The 16969-nt window shown below is 70.0% G+C and carries 17 protein-coding genes and 1 tRNA gene; 8 read left to right on the top strand and 10 right to left on the bottom strand.

The window, feature by feature from the left end; all coding sequences use genetic code 11:
• Positions 1-13 precede the first annotated feature (13 nt).
• Positions 14-1243: a sensor histidine kinase gene (locus tag ABEA33_RS10020; protein WP_345526621.1), complete on the top strand. Its 1230-nt coding sequence runs from the start codon at positions 14-16 to the stop codon at positions 1241-1243.
• A complete protein-coding gene (locus tag ABEA33_RS10015) occupies positions 1240-1890 on the top strand; it encodes a LuxR C-terminal-related transcriptional regulator (protein WP_345526653.1) in 651 nt (216 codons plus the stop codon). Before ABEA33_RS10020 ends, ABEA33_RS10015 begins: the two co-directional genes overlap by 4 nt.
• Before the next feature lie 58 nt (positions 1891-1948).
• Here the strand turns inward: ABEA33_RS10015 and ABEA33_RS10010 are convergent, their stop codons facing one another.
• Positions 1949-2782, bottom strand: a complete 834-nt coding sequence (locus tag ABEA33_RS10010) for a Bax inhibitor-1/YccA family protein (protein ID WP_345526620.1) — start codon at positions 2780-2782, stop codon at positions 1949-1951.
• Between the two features lie 132 nt (positions 2783-2914).
• Here ABEA33_RS10010 and ABEA33_RS10005 point away from each other — a divergent pair, with 132 nt between their 5' ends.
• The gene (locus ABEA33_RS10005) at positions 2915-3268 is read left to right on the top strand and encodes an MmcQ/YjbR family DNA-binding protein (protein WP_345526619.1); all 354 of its coding nucleotides are present in this window, start codon (positions 2915-2917) and stop codon (positions 3266-3268) included.
• A gap of 8 nt (positions 3269-3276) precedes the next feature.
• Here ABEA33_RS10005 and ABEA33_RS10000 read toward each other — a convergent pair whose 3' ends face one another.
• Positions 3277-4302 (bottom strand): glycosyl hydrolase family 18 protein, encoded by a 1026-nt coding sequence (locus ABEA33_RS10000; RefSeq protein ID WP_345526618.1) that lies wholly within the window; start codon positions 4300-4302, stop codon positions 3277-3279.
• Positions 4303-4503: 201 nt separating this feature from the next.
• Between ABEA33_RS10000 and ABEA33_RS09995 the strand changes: the two genes are divergently transcribed.
• The 4 genes from ABEA33_RS09995 (at position 4504) to ABEA33_RS09980 (ending at position 8519) form a co-directional block, all read left to right on the top strand.
• On the top strand, positions 4504-5577 hold the full coding sequence (locus tag ABEA33_RS09995; RefSeq protein ID WP_345526617.1) for a hypothetical protein: 1074 nt from the start codon (positions 4504-4506) through the stop codon (positions 5575-5577).
• On the top strand, positions 5546-5941 hold the full coding sequence (locus ABEA33_RS09990) for an aminotransferase class V-fold PLP-dependent enzyme (protein ID WP_345526616.1): 396 nt from the start codon (positions 5546-5548) through the stop codon (positions 5939-5941). Before ABEA33_RS09995 ends, ABEA33_RS09990 begins: the two co-directional genes overlap by 32 nt.
• A 123-nt stretch (positions 5942-6064) precedes the next feature.
• Positions 6065-6553 (top strand): MarR family winged helix-turn-helix transcriptional regulator, encoded by a 489-nt coding sequence (locus tag ABEA33_RS09985; RefSeq protein ID WP_345526615.1) that lies wholly within the window; start codon positions 6065-6067, stop codon positions 6551-6553.
• A gap of 541 nt (positions 6554-7094) precedes the next feature.
• On the top strand, positions 7095-8519 hold the full coding sequence (locus tag ABEA33_RS09980) for an MFS transporter (RefSeq protein ID WP_345526614.1): 1425 nt from the start codon (positions 7095-7097) through the stop codon (positions 8517-8519).
• A 496-nt stretch (positions 8520-9015) separates the two neighbouring features.
• On the opposite strand, the gene ABEA33_RS09975 is transcribed toward ABEA33_RS09980, so the two are convergent.
• The 8 genes from ABEA33_RS09975 to ABEA33_RS09940 all read right to left on the bottom strand — a co-directional run bounded on the left by ABEA33_RS09975 (position 9016) and on the right by ABEA33_RS09940 (position 15804).
• Positions 9016-9092, bottom strand: a tRNA-Leu gene (locus ABEA33_RS09975).
• 66 nt (positions 9093-9158) lie between these two features.
• Complete coding sequence (locus tag ABEA33_RS09970; RefSeq protein WP_425577382.1) at positions 9159-9989, bottom strand: uracil-DNA glycosylase; 831 nt, start codon at positions 9987-9989, stop codon at positions 9159-9161.
• Positions 9990-10054: 65 nt separating this feature from the next.
• Positions 10055-10996 carry a Ppx/GppA phosphatase family protein gene (locus ABEA33_RS09965; RefSeq protein ID WP_345526612.1) on the bottom strand — a complete coding sequence of 314 codons (942 nt, stop codon included), beginning with the start codon at positions 10994-10996 and terminating at the stop codon, positions 10055-10057.
• Positions 10989-11483 (bottom strand): DUF501 domain-containing protein, encoded by a 495-nt coding sequence (locus ABEA33_RS09960; RefSeq protein WP_345526611.1) that lies wholly within the window; start codon positions 11481-11483, stop codon positions 10989-10991. Before ABEA33_RS09960 ends, ABEA33_RS09965 begins: the two co-directional genes overlap by 8 nt.
• 12 nt (positions 11484-11495) lie before the next feature.
• Positions 11496-12062, bottom strand: a complete 567-nt coding sequence (locus ABEA33_RS09955) for an FtsB family cell division protein (protein ID WP_345526610.1) — start codon at positions 12060-12062, stop codon at positions 11496-11498.
• Positions 12063-12077: 15 nt separating this feature from the next.
• Entirely contained in the window at positions 12078-13355 is a 1278-nt protein-coding gene (gene eno / locus ABEA33_RS09950) for a phosphopyruvate hydratase (protein ID WP_345526609.1), read from the bottom strand.
• A 32-nt stretch (positions 13356-13387) separates the two neighbouring features.
• On the bottom strand, positions 13388-15427 hold the full coding sequence (locus ABEA33_RS09945; protein ID WP_345526608.1) for an ATP-binding protein: 2040 nt from the start codon (positions 15425-15427) through the stop codon (positions 13388-13390).
• On the bottom strand, positions 15424-15804 hold the full coding sequence (locus ABEA33_RS09940; protein WP_345526607.1) for a response regulator: 381 nt from the start codon (positions 15802-15804) through the stop codon (positions 15424-15426). The genes ABEA33_RS09945 and ABEA33_RS09940 overlap by 4 nt, the downstream gene beginning before the upstream one ends.
• Positions 15805-15858: 54 nt before the next feature.
• Here ABEA33_RS09940 and ABEA33_RS09935 point away from each other — a divergent pair, with 54 nt between their 5' ends.
• Positions 15859-16968, top strand: a complete 1110-nt coding sequence (locus tag ABEA33_RS09935; protein ID WP_345526606.1) for a glycosyltransferase — start codon at positions 15859-15861, stop codon at positions 16966-16968.
• The last annotated feature ends 1 nt before the right edge of the window (position 16969 follow it).

Genomic DNA, 16969 nt, shown 5'->3' with positions numbered 1-16969 from the left:
AGACTGGGCCACGATGCCTCTCCAGCCGATCCGGAGCCTCCGGCCCGCGCCGGTCGACGGGGATGCCCTCGTCGACCGGCTCCGCCTGACCCTGGTCTCGCTCGGGTACGCCCTGTCGATGGCCCCGTCGCTGGCCCTGGCGATCCTCTCGATCCTGTGCGTCCCGCTGGGCCTGGTCGCGGTCGGCTTCGCCCTGGCGTTCGCCGTCGTCCCGGCCTCCGCAGCGCTGACCGCCGTCCACCGCAAGGTCAGCGGCGACCTGCTCGGCGTACGGATCACCACCGAGTACGCCGACACGGCCGGCACCAACCTCGTCACCCAGCCCCTGGGCTGGCTGACCGACAAGGCGCGCTGGCGCGACGTCGGGTTCCTGTGGTTCTCGGCGACCGGCGGGTTCGTGATGTCGGTGCTGCCGGTCGCGTTCCTGGTCACCCCCGTCGTACACCTGGTCGGGGCCACGCTCGACGGCGGCGTCTTCTGGTGGCTGCTGGTGCTGCTCGACGGACCGCTGCTGGTCGCCTGGTGGTGCGCGACGCCGGCGCTCGTGCGGGGCCGCGCCCTCGCGGAGCGCAGCATCCTCGGTCACTCCCGCATCGAGCAGCTCGAGCGCCGGGTCGAGGAGGTCGCCGCCACCCGCGCCGAGACGCTCGACCACAGCGCCGCCGAGGTACGCCGGATCGAGCGCGACCTCCACGACGGCGCCCAGGCTCGGATCGCCGCCGTCGGCATGAACGTCGGCCTCGCCGAGAAGCTGATCGCCACCGACCCCGAAGGCGCCGCCGAGCTGCTGCGCGAGGCCCGCGAGACCACCATCTCCGCCCTCGAGGACCTACGCTCCGTCGTCCGCGGCATCCACCCGCCGGCGCTCGCCGACCGCGGGCTCGCCGGTGGCATCGAGGCGCTCGCGCTGCCGATCCCGCTGCCGGTGACGGTCTCGCTGGACCTCCCCGCGAGGCTGCCCGAGCCGGTCGAGTCGGCGGCGTACTTCGCCGTCGCCGAGTGCCTCGCCAACACCGTCAAGCACGCAGGTGCTTCGCGCGCCTGGATCTCCGGCACGGTCCGCCACGACGTACTCCGGCTGGTGGTCGGGGACGACGGCCGCGGCGGCGCCGATCCGACCGGCAGCGGCCTGACCGGCATCGCCCGACGGCTCGCGGCCTTCGACGGCACACTGGACGTCGCCAGTCCGCCGGGCGGGCCGACCGTCGTGACCCTGGAGGTGCCGTGTCCGATGACGGGCTGAGGGCGGTCGTCGCCGAGGACCAGGCCCTGCTGCGCGTCGGGCTGACCCGGATCCTCGAGGCCGGCGGCTTCACCGTCGTCGACGCGGTCGACAACGCACCGTCGCTGGAACGGGCACTGGCAGATCCCTCGGTGGACGTCGCCGTGGTCGACGTACGCATGCCGCCGTCGTACTCCACCGAGGGCCTGGTCGCGGCCATCGGGGCGCGCCGCGCCCGGCCGGGCTTCCCGGTGCTGGTGCTCAGCCAGTACGTCGAGCCGCTCTACGCCCGCGAGCTGCTGGCCAGCGGCGAGGGCGCGGTCGGCTACCTGCTCAAGGACCGGGTCGCGGACGTCGACGGGTTCGTCGGCGCCGTGCGCCAGGTCGCCGCGGGCGGCACCGTGCTCGACCCGGAGGTCGTGGCCGGCCTGGTCGCCGGCGCCGGCCGCGAGCAGCCGCTCGAGCGGCTCACCCCCCGCGAGCGCGAGGTCCTGACGCTGATGGCCGAGGGCCGCTCCAACGCCGCGATCGCCGCCCGACTCTTCGTCTCGGAGAAGGCGGTCGGCAAGCACACCAACGCGATCTTCACCAAGCTCGACCTGCCCGTCGCGTCCGACGACAACCGCCGGGTGCTCGCCGTGCTCGCGTGGCTGGACGGCGTCGGCTGAGTGAAATGGACGAGGGCCCCGGATCGCTCCGGGGCCCTCGTCGTAGTGCTCGCGTCGATCAGTCCTGGCTGAAGAACGCCAGGATGCGCAGCAGGTTGGTGTAGATCCAGACCAGGCTGACGGTCAGGCCGAAGGCGACCCGCCAGGCCTCCCGCTCCGGCGCGCCGTGAGCGATGAGCTGCTCGGCGAAGTCGAAGTCGAGGATCAGCATGAAGACCCCGAGGATCAGGCCCGCGAAGGCGGTGATCATGCCGATGCCGCTGACGCCGAACAGGCCGAAGTCGGCGTTGAACAGGCTGAGCACCAGCTCGACCACGCTCAAGCCGACCATGCCGAGGACAGCGGCGATCACGAAGGTGCGGAACTTCTTGCCGACCTTGATGTCGAAGAACTTGTACGCCGCCAGCGTGCCCGCGAAGGCAGCGAAGGTGCCGACCACGGCCTGCATGATGATGTGGTCGCCGTAGATCGCGTCGAAGAACTTCGACAGGCCACCGAGCGCCATGCCCTCGAGGGCCGCGAAGGCCAGCACGAGCGCCGGGCTGATCACGCGCTTGAACGAGTTGACCAGCGACAGCGCGAAGGCGCCGAGCGAGCCGATCGTCATCACGGCGATCAGGCTGCTGAGGTTGTCGGTGGAGCTGGCCTCGTCGATCGGCGGGGTCAGAACCCAGGTCGCGGCGGCGACGATCATCACGAGGCCCACCGAGATCGCGGTCTTCTGCACGACCGAGTCGGTCGTCATCGGGCCGCCGGTGGCGACCGGGGTCTGGACGCCGGGCTGGCCGGGCGTCCCCGTGCCCCAGCTGGAGGGGTCGGTGTAGCCGGTCTGGGCGTTGCTGTTGGCGCTGAACTCCGCCGAGCGGCGAAGCGCCGGGTTGTTGCTCTGCATCGTGGTCTCTCCTCGAGGCCGGGGGTGTCGTCGCTGTGACGGGTCACCTCAATGAGTCCATCCTAGGCGGGCTCACTGGGTTCAACGCCGCAGTGTGGTCGTTCGTTCCCCGCATCCGGCAGACTCCCGCCCGTGGGCGGCACGCAGATCTCCAACTTCCTCGAGCTCGTCGACCAGCTGCCGGAGGTCGAGCGGTCCGACCACGACCGCTACTGGCGGTTCGACGTACGCCGCCGCGTCTTCGGCTACCTGTGGGAGCCCACCCGCACGGTCGGCCTGAAGCAGACCATCGCGGAGCAGGCGGCGCTCGTCGCCGAGCGTCCCGACGTGTTCGAGGTGCAGTTCACCATGGGTGGCTTCGGCTGGGTCGTCGTCCACCTCGAGGGGGTCGAGCGCGACGAGCTGGCAGAGCTGGTCTTCGAGGCGTGGCGGCTCACCGCACCGGACGACCTGGTCGACGCGCGCGCCGACGTACTCCCCCGCTGACGGATCACTCAAGGAAGCTCTCCTTCACCGCGCCCATCAGCGGGTTGGTCCGGGTGCGCGGCAGCCAGCCGTAGTTGATCGTCCACAGGATGGTGCCGCCGACGCCGGTCTCCCTGACGAACTTCCCCTTGGCCGCGATCGACTGCTCGTCCTCGTAGCTGAGGAAGCCCGCCGCAGTCACGATCGTTGTCACCGAGGCAGTTCTCCCAGTCGACGTCGACACCGTCGTGGTCGTGCGCGACGAGGTAGTCGACGATGTTGTCGACGAACTCGGCCCGCATGACGTCGTCCGACGACAGCATGAAGCCGCGTCCGTCCGCCCCATCGCCGCCGAGCATGAGCAGCGCCTTGGTGGCGGCCGCGTGGGCCTTGTCGATGAGGTACTGCTCGATGCTCTTGCCGCTGCCGTCGGGAGCGCCGCCACCGGGTGCGACCCGGCCGAAGACGAAGTGCGTCATCGCCGTCATGTCGACCTTCGCCGGGGGATAGAGCCAGTCCCAGAACCACGCGGCGTAGTAGCCCGTCACCCACGGCTTGCGGCGACCACGCGGTACGTCGTCGTGGCACTCGGACGGGTCGTGAAACCGACCTGACCTCGAGCGTCCTGTGGCGCGCGGTCGAGGATGGTCCAGCCCGAGGGTGTCGACGTCTGGAGCACGACGGGCCGCCCGGGACGAGCCGGCGTTAAGCGGCCTCGGAACTCGACCGGCGACCCCGACGTGGCGGTCGGCGGGAGGGTCAGCGCACCGCACCGCACCGCGCTGCGCGAGCGGGCTGAGCGTCGTACGGCGCGAGGTCCAGGCCGGGAGCCGCTCCCTCCCGGCCCGGACGCTTCTCGCCACCACCCGATAGGTGGCGGCCCGGGCCCACAGGTCGAAGGCGTAGCGACCGGCCCGCGAGGTCCGGGCCCGGTCGACCTGCCGCCAGTGACCATCGACCCGGCGCTGCAGGGCGACCGGGCGCCGTACCCGCTGGGGCACGACGCCCGCGATCACCAGGAGCGCGACGGCGAGACGGACGGTCGAACGAGACATCGGCGGGCCTTTCGAGCGGACGTGGTGCACCAGCGTCACCGCGCCCGCTGGGGGCGCGCTGGGAGTCGGCTGGGGCTCGAGTCTCATCGGCCTCGCGTCCCGACCGGCAGGTCCGGTCATCCCGGATGTCCGGGAGCTGCCGGATCTCAACGTTGGGCGAGGCGAGGGCGGCGCTGACCGACAGGGTCCACAATCGGGCTCGTGGAAGACGTGGTGTTCGCCGTCGTAGTGGCCGGCCGGTTCCTGCTGCCGCTGCTCATCCCGAAGTTCCCGCTCCCCGCGATCATCGCCTGTCTCGTGCTCGACGCCGCCGACCAGACGATCTTCCAAGCGTTCGGCTACGACCCGCCCGGCTACCAGAACTACGACAAGGCGATGGACATCTTCTACCTGTCCATCGCCTACCTCTCAGCGATGCGCAACTGGGACAACCTGCATGCGTTCGCGGTCGCACGGTTCCTCTTCTACTACCGGCTGGTCGGCGCCTTCACCTTCGAGGTCACCCATGAGCGCTGGGTCCTGCTCGCCTTCCCGAACACGTTCGAGTACTTCTTCATCGCCTACGAACTGTGGCGCACCCGCTGGTCGACCCGTCCCGTCACCGAGCGGGTCTGGATCCTCACGGCGGCGTTCATCTGGATCTTCATCAAGCTGCCGCAGGAGTACTGGCTGCACATCGCGGAGCTCGACGTGACCGACACGCTCCACGACTACTCGTGGGCGCTGCCGCTGCTGATCGCGCTGCTCCTCCTGCTCGCGGCGATCCTGTGGTTCGGCGTACGCCCTCGGCTGCCCGAGCCGGACCACGCGTTCCGGATCGTCGCCGACCCGGTCCCCGACGCCGTCGACACCGAGGCCAAGCTGGCCGCGATCCATGTCGCCGGCGGCTGGGTCGTGTCGTGGATGACGGCCGAGAAGATCGTCCTGGTGGGCCTGGTGTCCGCGATCTACGGCCTCTTCCTGCCCACCGTGTCCCTGTCGACGCAGGACCTCTTCGTGTCGATCGGCCTGCTCGTCGCGCTCAACGCGGTCGTCACGCTGCTCTTCTCAGGCCGCAACTGGTCGATCGAGTCGGCGGCCCTCGCAGTCGTGGTCCGGATCGGCGTCAACGTCGGGATGGTCGGACTGATCGACTTCACCCTCGGCCGCAGCGGGCACGGCTGGACCACGTTCTTCTTCCTCTGCCTGATCAGCCTGATGACCACGCTGCACGACCGATTCCAGCCGGTCTACGCCTGGCGGCGTGCCCAGGAGCTGGACCTGCGCGACGCCTGACCTCGACCGACCTGACCACGACCCGGCGCTCGTGGCGACGTACCTCTCAGCGGAGCACGGCGTCGGCGTCCGGGCCGGGCTGTTCTGCGCGCATCCCCTGCTCCGCCGGTTTGGGCGCCCGGACGGCGCCCTGCGCGCGAGCGTCAACCTCGGCACGACCGACGAGCACGTCGACCGCTTCCTCGACGGCCTGTCGGCGTACCTGTCCGGTGGGCTGCGCCGCACCTACATCGTGGTCGGCGGGTCCTGGGTGGTCGCCGACGACGCCCGCCCCGTCCCGGGCATCACCGCTGTCGGCGCGCCGGCCCCGACCACCGGGTGCGGGCGGCCGAAGCGAGGGCCGATCACCTCGGCTGCTTCGTGAGGTGCACCCTGTGTCAGACGACTCGAAACCTTGTGGGAACAACCCCACCATCGACCAAGCAACCTACATCAGCATCTTGACCAGGGTGGATGTAGCATCAACTCGAGCGAAGGAGTTAGTCGAGTGAACGCACGCGGTGACGCCGGGTCGCCTCTTGAGTGGACCGAGAGTCTCGGGTTCCATATCAAGCGTGCCGAGCAGGCGATCGCGGCCCGCAAGGCGGAGATCTTCCGCAATCTCGGGCTCACAGTCCCCCAGGCGATGGCGCTGTGCCTGCTCCTTGACGCACCACCGAAGTCATGCACCCACCTCAGTCGCGAGTCCTACGTCACGTCGCAGACCATGACCGGCATCATCGGGAAGCTGGAAGCCGCCCAGCTCGTCCTGCGTCACCCCTCGGCAGATCACGCCCGAGTTCACTTGTTCGAGCTCACCGAGAAAGGGCATGAGCTCGCCACCCAAGCTCGCATCCTCGGGATGGGCCTTGAGGAGGAGTTGCTCGACGCGGTCGCACCGGATGCCCGTGCGCCGCTGCTTGCCACGCTGTCCCGGCTCGCTGACCTCGCGCCGGAAGCCGGGACGATGTCGGAGCCCGCAGCAAGGCGCTCTTGAGCGTCGGCGGCGCCCAGCTGCATAGGGCGGCGGCGAGTCGGAAGCTCAACGGCTCAATCATCAGGTCGTGCGTGTAGCCCGATAGCGCTGCCGTCAGGATGTGTGCTGGCGCTGGGACGACCCTCCCCGCCAATGGTGAGCGGAAACCGTGGTGTGTCCCGCGTTCTCTCCGGGCCAAGGTTACGTACGGAATGCGCTGATCGTTGATCAGGTTGCGATCGGACCTCCGGCTGATGTCGCACCCCGGTCAGGTTGAGGCTGAGGAGCAGCCCAAGCACGTGGTCGTGGGCGCCCGCGGCGTTGACGGCACCTGCCACCGTGCAGTTGAGGCTGCGACTCCCCGGCGTGTTCAGGGTGTCGGTCACGGGCAACGCCTCGGCCGAGCACCACGATCTCGCGCACAGCGCGGCCGATAATCAACCGAGGCCTCAACTGTGATGTAGGGTCCTACATCAGATATGGTTCATGCAACGACTGGCGAACCTGTCTCAATGTTCTCGACTCCTCGGCCCTCTGACCGAGCCCTCAGCGAAGGACCCTCATGTCGACCACACAAACGTCTGATGTCAGCGCAAAACCCATCGGACACAGAGAGATCCATCCAGGTCTTGTACTGGCCATCCTCTCGACGGCCTCGTTCCTTGCAGCTCTCGACGTGTGGATCACCAACGTCGGACTGCCCGCCATCGGCGAGGGCGTTCACACCTCGTCGTTCTCGGACCTCAGCTGGGTGCTAAACGGCTACGCGATCGTTTACGCCGCGCTCCTCGTGCCAGGCGGCCGAATCGCCGACCGATTCGGACGCAAGGGCGCTTTCCTCACCGGCATGACGATCTTCGCCATCGCCAGCTTGGGGGCCGGGCTCAGCAGCGACACATGGGTCCTCGTCGGCTTCCGCGTACTTCAAGCCGTCGGAGCCGCCGTCCTCACTCCTGCAAGCCTCGGCCTCGTCCTGACAACGGCACCACCAGAGAAGGTGAGCGCCTACGTCAAGGTCTGGTTCACGACAGGCGCTCTCGCCGCTGCAGTCGGCCCGGTCGCGGGCGGCCTTCTTATCGAAGCCTCGTGGCGCTGGCTGTTCCTTGTGAACCTGCCCGTCATCATCGTCGCTTTTGCCCTGGCCGCCGTTTATGTCCCTGCCGTTCGGCACGACCAAGAAACGGCGCTGCCTGATCTGCTCGGCGGATTCGTCCTGGTCGTCAGCGTCGGCGCTCTTGCGTTCGGTCTGGTGAAGAGCACAGATTACGGGTGGGATAGCGCCGAGGTCGTCGGCTCCTTCGTCATCGCCGCGGTTGCACTCGTGGCCTTCATCGCGCGATCACAGCGTCATGAGGCACCCATCGTGCAGCTCAGTCTGTTCCGCAGCCGCGTGTTTACCTCGGCCAACCTCACCACAGTGATGGTCTCTGCGTCCTTCTCTGTCGTATTGCTATCTGTCATCCTGTGGCTGCAAGGCCACTGGGATTACTCCGCCATCCGAACCGGGCTCGCTACCGCACCAATCCCGGTGATGTTCATAACGTTCGCGGTCGCGGCAGAGACACTACAGAGCAAGACGAGGATCCGACCTGCAGCTATTGCTGGCGTCGGTCTCGCCGTGACGGCAATCGGCATCCTTCTCATGGCGTCCGCACTCGGCGAAGACCCGGAGTATCTGCGTGAGCTCTTCGGTCCTCTCATCCTCATCGGCGCCGGCTTCGGAGCTTCCCTCCCGATTGCGATCTCGAGCGCGACGGTCGATCTCCCACCCAAGGACTCGGCGACCGGGAGTGCGGTCGTGTCGATGTCGCAGCAGATGGGGTCAGTGGTGGGGGTCAGCGTCCTCGTTGCGCTCCTGGGAGCCGCCTCTCAGGCTGCGATTCGCGACGACTTCCGCAACGCCTGGATCGCCGCCGTCGTTATCGCCGCTCTCGGCGCCGCCTCTGGGCTCGGCCTCAACGCCCACAAGAGCAACTCTGCCGGCTAGGTAGCAAGCAGTGACCGAGCAGTCCGTCAGGCATGAAAGGTGCCGACGGACTGCTCGGCCTGACTCATGTCTTCCTCAGGGCTAGAGAGCCAGCGAACATGGGCCAACTCGAACGCTTCGTCGGTGCCACGGAGTCTTGAAGATCTGGTCGGAACCACCCGGCCTCCGAGCAGGCCCGATCTACATAGACCCCCGCACCGCGCTGCGCTCGCAAAGGCGACACAATCAGGCAGCAGACTCTCTTCGCCTCTTACGACGCCGTCGCTCTTCCGACAGCATTCCGACTCTGTAGATGCTCAGCCTCTGACGTAGGTGCAGAAGCCGCGGTCGGTCTTGCGGCCCAGCAGGCCGGCGTCGACCATCCGCTGCCTTGCTGGTCAGCGCGAGGGTCTCAACAAGCTGGAACGTGCGGTCATGGGTGCGCGTGCTGCTGTCAGAAGTGATGTCAACGAGGGCTTTCCACAGGTCAAGGCACCAACAGTGCTGCTCTGAGCTTTGGTGCCCCCACTGGGGTTCGAACCCAGACTGAACCGCTTTTAAGGCGGCTTCCTCTACCGGTTGGGATACAGGGGCCGGTCGCCGCGGGACGTCATACGAATCGCGGCCTGTAGCGCTCGGAACGTATGACGTCCTGCGGCGTCACTCGCTCAGTCTGGCAGCGGCGGCGGCGCGGCCGAGAACGGCGTCCAGCATCGGCTCGGTGAGGCGGCCGGTGAACGTGTTCTGCTGGCTCGGGTGGTAGCAGCCGAGCAGCAGCACCTCGCGGTCGCCGTTCACCAGCCGGGCCTCGGCGCCGTGCCCGAACCGTGACTTCGGACGTACGACGTCCCACCCGATCGCGGCGTACGACCGCAGCGTGGCGTCCCAGCCGTAGCCGCCGAGGGCGACGACCACCCGGACGTGCTCGACCAGGAGGCCGAGCTCGGCCTCGATCCAGGGCGCGCAGGTGTCGCGCTCGGTCACGGTCGGCTTGTTCTGCGGCGGCGCGCAACGGACCGTGGCGACCATCCGGGTTCCGACCAGCTCCTGGCCGTCGTCGGCGCGCGTGCTGGTGGGAATCCGGGCCAGGCCGACCCGGTGCAGGCTCGCGAACAGCCAGTCGCCGCTGCGGTCGCCGGTGAAGACCCGGCCGGTGCGATTGGCGCCGTGAGCCGCCGGCGCCAGGCCGACGATCAGGATGCGCGGCGTCGGCGAGCCCCAGCCCGGGATCGGCCGGCCCCAGTAGGTCTCGTCGCGGTACGCCGCCCGCTTCGTGTCGGCGACGTCCTCACGCCACCAGACCAGGCGTGGGCACGCCCGGCAGACGGACACCCGGGCGTCGAGCTCGTCGAGTGGCACGGCCCGCGCGAGGCGGCGTACCTGCGCCGCGGTGGCCGCCACCGGGGTCTGGGGCGTCGCCGGGTCGCTGGGCCAACCGGTGCCGGGAGGGACGTGGCTCACGGGCTCATTGTGCGACGAGGGCCGATACATCGCCGGGGTAGTCCCTGACGTCCTGGTTCCATTTCGGGTCGTCCGGGGACCAACAACGTCGGGGACTACCCCGACACGCCGATCGACCACGCGATCCCGTCGAGGATGTCGGAGTCGGAGACGACCAGAGAGTCGGCGCGGGTACGGCGCAGGACGCGGTCGAGGATCAGCACGCCAGCGCCGATGACGTCCGCGCGGCCGGGGTGCATCGCCGGGAGGGCCAGGCGCTCGGCGACGGTCATGGCGAGGAGCCGCTCGACGGTGGCGTGCACCTGCTCCGCCGACAGGACGAGCTGGTCGACGTCGGCGCGTGAGTACGCCGTCAGGCCGAGCGCCACGGCCGCGAGCTGGGTGACGGTGCCGGCGACGCCGACCACCGTGGCGGCGTCCGCGGGCGAGACGGGGCAGGCGTCGAGGTGGGCGTCGATGTCGGCCACGCAGGCGGCGATCTCGACGGCGGTCGGAGGGTCGGAGTGCAGGTGCCGCTCATGCAGGCGCACCGAGCCGACGTCCATCGAGTCCGCGGCGTCCGGGGCGGTCGAGCCGAGGATCAGCTCGGTGGACCCACCACCGATGTCGATCACCAGGATCGGCGTCTCCGGCACCTCTCGCAGGTTGCGCACGGCGCCGTCGAAGGACAGTGCCGCCTCCACGTCACCCGAGACGACCTCGGGCTCGACACCGAGCCGCTCTCGTACGCCGGCGACGAAGACCGCGGCGTTGGACGCATCGCGAGACGCCGAGGTCGCCACGAAGCGCACGCGCTCGGGAGGCACGTCGTACGACCGGATGAGCTCGGCGTACTCCTCGATCGCGGCGAACGCGCGCACCAGCGCCTCGTCCGCGATCCGGCCGGTGCGGTCGAGGTCCTGGCCGAGCCGGACCATCCGCATCTCGCGGACGTCCACCTCGGGCAACGCCCCGATCAGCAGCTTGATCGTGTTGGTGCCGCAGTCGATGGCGGCGACGCGGTTCCGAGACGGTTGCTGCGCAACCTCCTCAACCACCGTGGACCTCCACGCAGGGCCCGGTCTTCCACCACTCCCCCAGCAGCTCGAGCACCTCGTCGCCGAACGGGTTCACATCGCGCCCCTGCGCGAGCGACTGGCCGGCCAGCACGTGGAGACACTTGACCCGGTCGGGCATGCCGCCGGCGGAGATCCCCTCGATCTCGGGGACGCTGCCCAGCTCCGCGCGGGCGGCGAGGTAGCGCTCGTGGGCGGAGCGGTACGCCGCGGCGAGGTCGGGGTCGTCCGCGAGCCGGTCCTGCATCTCCTTCATCAGCCCCGACCCCTCGAGGGTCCCGATCCGCGACGCGGCGCGCGGGCAGGTGAGGTAGTACGTCGTCGGGAACGGCGCCCCGTTGGGCAGCCGTGGCTCCGTGGTGACCACGTCGGGGTTGCCGCAGGGGCAGCGGTGGCCGACCTCGTGGATCGCGCGCGGCTCCCGGCCGAGCTGGGCGTGGACGGCGGCGACGTCGGAGGGGTCGATCACGACCCCATCCTCTCAGGGCGTCTCGTCGATCTTGGTCGCCGGCTGCTGCTTGTCCTCGGGCTTCGGCGGGTTGCCGGCGAGCTCGACGGACTTCCACGCCGTCGACCACCACGCCGTCGGCGCCTTGGGGGTGACCTTGGCCGGATCGGAGAGCGTGGCCTCGCTGTCGAGCGGCTTGCCGTCCTCGTCGAGCACGACGTACGCCGTCTCCCCGGGCATCACGTAGTTGAGGTCACGGGCCTGCTGGCGCACGAACGCCGGGTCCTCCCAGCGCCGCTTCTCCCGCTCGAGGTCGTCGATGCGCGACTGCCGCAGGGCGATCTGGCCCTTGAGATCGCCGATGTGCTCGCGTTGGTCGAGGTAGGCGCGCAGCGACGAGGCGTACGAGATCGTCAGCAGCGACAGGACCAGCACCAGCACCGTCGCGCGACCGGTCAGCCGCGGCCGACGCCGGCCAGGGGTCGCGGGCGCGGCCGCCAGCGGTGCGCGGACCGCACGCGTCGAGCCGGTGTCCCGACCGGGTCCGGTGCGGCCGCCGGGGCGCGGAGCGCGCGACGACGTACGACGAGACTCGGGCATGTCTCCTAGGGTCGCTCAGGCACCGTAGCGAGGGAACGCCGACGCGCCGGAGTAGCGCGCAGCATCTCCGAGCTCGTCCTCGATCCGCAGCAGCTGGTTGTACTTCGCGACCCGGTCCGACCGCGCCGGGGCACCGGTCTTGATCTGCCCGCAGTTCACGGCGACCGCGAGGTCGGCGATCGTGGTGTCCTCGGTCTCGCCCGAACGGTGGCTCATCATGCAGCGGTAGCCGCTGCGGTGCGCGAGCTCCACGGAGTCGAGGGTCTCGGTGAGCGTGCCGATCTGGTTGACCTTCACCAGCAGGGCGTTGGCCTGGCCACCGGAGATGCCCCGCTGCAGCCGCTCGACATTGGTGACGAAGAGGTCGTCGCCGACGAGCTGGGTCTTGGTGCCCAGCAGGTCGGTGATGGCCTTCCAGCCGTCCCAGTCGTCCTCGTCGAGCGGGTCCTCGATCGAGACGATGGGGTACGACGCGACCAGGTCGGCGTAGTAGGCGGTCATCTCCTCGGCCGACTTGGAGCCGCCCTCGAAGGCGTAGGACCCGTCCTTGAAGAACTCAGAGGCGGCGACGTCCATCGCCAGCGCGATGTCCTTGCCGAGGGTCAGGCCGGTGGTCGCGACGGCCTCGGCGATCAGGTCGAGCGCGGCGCGGTTGCTGTCGAGGTTGGGCGCGAAGCCACCCTCGTCGCCGAGGCCGGTCGAGAGGCCCTTCTGCTTCAGGACCGACTTGAGGGCGTGGTAGACCTCCGCGCCGGAGCGCAGCGCCTCGCGGAACGTCGGGGCGCCGATCGGCGCGATCATGAACTCCTGGACGTCGACGTTGGAGTCCGCGTGCGAGCCGCCGTTGAGGATGTTCATCATCGGCACCGGCAGCAGGTGGGCGTTCGGACCACCGACGTAGCGGTAGAGCGGGAGGCCGGCCGAGTCGGCGGCCGCGCGCGCGACCGCGAGCGAGACGCCGAGGATCGCGTTGGCGCCGAGGTTGGCCTTGTTGGGCGTGCCGTCGAGCTGGAGCATGGACTGGTCGACGAGCCGCTGGTCGTCGGCGGCGAGGCCCTCGATGGCCGGGGCGATCGTATGGATCACGGCATCGACCGCCTTGCCCACACCCTTGCCGCCGTACCTGTCGCCGCCGTCGCGCAGCTCGACTGCCTCGAACGCGCCGGTGGAGGCGCCGCTGGGCACCATCGCCCGGGCGAACGAGCCGTCGTCGAGGAGCACCTCGACCTCGACGGTGGGGTTGCCTCGGGAGTCGAGGATCTCGCGGGCGCCGACAGCTTCGATGGATGCCATGGGGCCAGCCTAGTGGCGAGCGGACGCGGCGATCAGCGCAGGTCGGCCGCTGGGAAGGTGACCCGCATCGTGGTCCCGCCGCGACCGTCGTTGGCGGCGGCCGAGGCAGTCCCGCCGTGCCGCTCCACGATCCGCTTGACGATGGACAGTCCGAGGCCGGTGCCGCGGTAGCCGTCGCGGTGGGCGCGGTGGAAGGTGTCGAAGACGCGGAACTGCTGCTCCTGCGGGATGCCGATGCCGTTGTCGACGACCTCGATCAGCACCATCGGTCCGTCGTCGCCGTCGACCACTCGGCCGCGCACCTCGATCTCGGGACACACGTCCGGCGCGACGTACTTGACCGCGTTGCCGACGAGGTTGTCGATCACCTGCCGGAGCAACACCGGCTCGGCGAGCACGTCGGGGAGCGTCGGGTCGATGGTGATGAGCGGCTGCGGGCCCTCGCTGACCCGGCTGGCCTCGACGCGCGCCCGGGCGATGTCGCCCACCATCGTCCGCAGGTCGACTCGCACCGGCGTGATCCGCAGGTCGCGGGCGGTCGTGTAGGCGAGCAGGTCGCTGATCAGGTGCTGCATCCGCTGCGCCGCCCGTTGGATGCGGTCGAGCTGCTCGGCCTGCTTCTCGGGCGGTACGACGATGCCGGCCCGCGCCGTCTCGAGCAGCGTCTCGGACCAGCCCTCGACGACCGTCAGCGGGTTGAGCAGGTCGTGCGCGACGACGCCTGCGAACGACGCCAGCTCGTCGCGCTCGCGGCGGTCCGCGGTGACATCGTGGAAGACGATCACGACCAGCGGCGGGTCGCTGTCCGGGATCGGGCGGGCCGTCACCTCGACCATCCGCCCGTCGGGTGCCGACGGGTTGCGCACGAAGAGGTCGAGGTGATCGATCGTCTTGCCGGACAGCGCCAGGGCGATCGGCGAGTCGTCGGCGGTCACGGAGGTGCCGTCGGCGTGCCGCATGTCGTAGCGGCCCACGTCGACGGCCCCGTGCTCGTCCACCTGGACGTCGCCGACGAGCAGCCCGGCCGCCGGGTTGCGGAGCACGACCTGACCGGTCGCGTCGACGACGCTGACGCCGTCGGCCATCGTGTCCAGGATCGTGCGCATGGTCGTGGCCTGCTCGGTCGCGGCGTGCTCGGACGCCGCGAGCCGCTGGTGGAGCGCGAGGCTCTCGCGCCGCCCGACGGACAGCGCCAGGGTCAGCACGACCACCACGCCGACGTACGCCTGGACGACGAGCACCTCGTTGACCGGATCGGCGATGCCGGCGAAGGGACCCCGGTCGAGCACCGTGCAGACGACCACTCCGGTCACCAGCAGGAGCGCGTGGAGGTCGGCGACCCACGGGGAGAACCGGGTGCCGGCCCAGGCCGAGGTCGCGAGCAGCAGGAACGGGATCGGCAGTCCGTTGTTGACACCGAAGATCAGCCAGCACGCGGCGACGCTGACGACGACGAGCGCGACGAACTCGACCAGGCTGCTGCGGTACGGGCCGAACGGCGCCGGGGCGACCTGCGACGTGTCGGACCTCGCGGCGTTCCGCGCGAGCAGCGACAGCGGGAAGATCGCGACGATGCCGACCGAGTTGCGCACGATCCAGGACACGATCACGGACCAGTCGGCGTCGGTGGCGAAGAAGATCGACGCAGGACCGACCGCTCCCGAGACCACCGCGGAGGCGAGGGCGGCCGCCAGCAGGAGGCCGAGCTCGCGCAGCCGCTGCACCCCGGGCGGCGGGTCCGCGCCGAAGCCCCACCAGTCGGGCACCCACCGGCTGACCAGCAGACCGAACACCAGCGCCTGGACGACCGTCGCGAGCGCGAGGCTGAACGCGACACCTCCGGAGGACCCGATCAGGAGGTAGACCGCCCAGGAGAGGACGAAGACGCACGTGGCATCCACGATGACCCACCGGCGCCACCCGGTCACCGCCAGCCACGCCGCGGCGACGCCGGCTGCCGGCCACACGAGCGCGATCGCGCTGCCCGGGATCACCGCCTGCCGCCCGAGGTAGGCCGCGAGGACGAAGTACCCCGCGAACGCTCCCAGGTCGAGCAGGCGTACCCGGTTCACCCCTGGCTCCCCCGCTCCGCGAGCGCCCGGCGCGCGGCTGCACGCAGGTCGTCGGGGTTGAACGGCTTGGCAATGCGTTCGTAGCCGGTGCGGGCGATCCGCTCGATCACCTCGCCGGTCCACTGCACGGTCACGAAGACGGCGGGCACCTCCGGCCAGATGACGTGCAGCTCCTCCAGGAGCGCGACGCCGTCGGTGTCCGGCAGCGCGTAGTCCATCAGCACCAGGTCCGGGCGGTAGTCGGGCTCGTCGGCGTGGAGGCCGCGCAGCCGGCGACCGTCGGGCACCCCGCGGATCTCGTCGCCGTCCTGGAGCATGCAGTGCGCGATCCAGTCGCGCACGTCCAGGTCGTCCTCCACGATCAGCACCCGAGACATGGCGCGACCCTAGCCCGAAGCAGGTCCGGCCCGCTTTCCCTAGACTCCGTGGCCGTGGCCGAAACCCGAGCCAGGCTCTGCCTGACCATGATCGTCAAGGACGAGGCCGGCATCATCGAGCGCTGCCTGGCGGCCGCGGCTCCCTGGATCGACGCCTACGCGATCCACGACACCGGCTCGACCGACGGCACGGCCGAGATCGTCCGGTCGTTCTTCGAGCGGTACGGCGTGCCCGGCCGGGTGACCCACGGACGCTTCGACGACTTCGCCCAGGCCCGCAACGAATCCCTCGCCGCGGCGCGTGACACCGCCGCGGCGTACGGCGTCGACTACCTCCTGCTGTGCGACGCCGACATGGAGCTCGTGGTCGAGGACACCGCCTTCCGCGACTCACTGACCGCGGACGCCTACCTCCTCGACCAGCGGGCCAGCGGCCTCCACTACGCCAACGTGAGACTCGTGCGAGTCGACGCCCCGGCGCGCTACGAGGGCGTCACCCACGAGTACCTCGACGTCGGCTCCACCGACCGGCCGACCCTCGGCGGGGTCTGGTTCCGCGATCATGCGGAGGGCTCCAGCCGCCAGGGCAAGTTCGAGCGCGATCTCGCGCTTCTGGAGCGCGGCCTCGCCGCCGAGCCCGACAACGCACGCTATGTCTTCTACCGCGCCCAGACGCTGCGCGATCTCGGCCGGGACCGGCAGGCCGTGGGGGCCTACGAGCACCGGGCATCCCTGGGCGGCTGGGAGGAGGAGGTCTGGTACTCGCTGCTGCAGGTGGCGGTGCTGCGCGATCGGCTCGCGGACGACGACCGGGAGGTGCTCGCGGCCTACCTGACGGCGTTCGAACGCCGCCCGGGACGCGCGGAGACTCTCGTCGAGCTGGCCCGCCATCTCCGCGAGCGCGGCCGGCACGAGCTGGCCCACGTCTTCGCGACCCGGGCGGTCCAGCTGGCACCGACGGACGACATCCTCTTCGTGCTTCCCGCGTGCTACGGCTGGCGAGCCCGCGACGAGCTGTCGATCTCGAGCTACTGGGTGGGCCGGTACGCCGAGTCGGCCACTCTGGCCCAGACCGTGCTCGCGGACCCGGAGCTGCCGCCGCAGGAGCGGCCACGCGTCGAGCAGAACCTCGCCTTCGCACGCGAGCGCACCCTCCTACACTGAC

This window comes from Nocardioides endophyticus (assembly GCF_039543845.1).
GTDB lineage: Bacteria > Actinomycetota > Actinomycetes > Propionibacteriales > Nocardioidaceae > Nocardioides > Nocardioides endophyticus.
This window is presented reverse-complemented; position numbering and strand designations above follow the sequence as displayed.

Excerpts from the sequence above, each read along its gene's own strand:
- ABEA33_RS10020 (WP_345526621.1), top strand. The coding sequence starts at position 14 with ATGCCTCTCCAGCCGATCCGGAGCCTCCGGCCCGCGCCGGTCGACGGG.
- ABEA33_RS10010 (WP_345526620.1), bottom strand. The coding sequence starts at position 2,782 with ATGCAGAGCAACAACCCGGCGCTTCGCCGCTCGGCGGAGTTCAGCGCC.
- ABEA33_RS10000 (WP_345526618.1), bottom strand. The coding sequence starts at position 4,302 with ATGTCTCGTTCGACCGTCCGTCTCGCCGTCGCGCTCCTGGTGATCGCG.
- ABEA33_RS09980 (WP_345526614.1), top strand. The coding sequence starts at position 7,095 with ATGTCGACCACACAAACGTCTGATGTCAGCGCAAAACCCATCGGACAC.
- ABEA33_RS09970 (WP_425577382.1), bottom strand. The coding sequence starts at position 9,989 with ATGTATCGGCCCTCGTCGCACAATGAGCCCGTGAGCCACGTCCCTCCC.
- ABEA33_RS09955 (WP_345526610.1), bottom strand. The coding sequence starts at position 12,062 with ATGCCCGAGTCTCGTCGTACGTCGTCGCGCGCTCCGCGCCCCGGCGGC.
- eno (WP_345526609.1), bottom strand. The coding sequence starts at position 13,355 with ATGGCATCCATCGAAGCTGTCGGCGCCCGCGAGATCCTCGACTCCCGA.
- ABEA33_RS09940 (WP_345526607.1), bottom strand. The coding sequence starts at position 15,804 with ATGTCTCGGGTGCTGATCGTGGAGGACGACCTGGACGTGCGCGACTGG.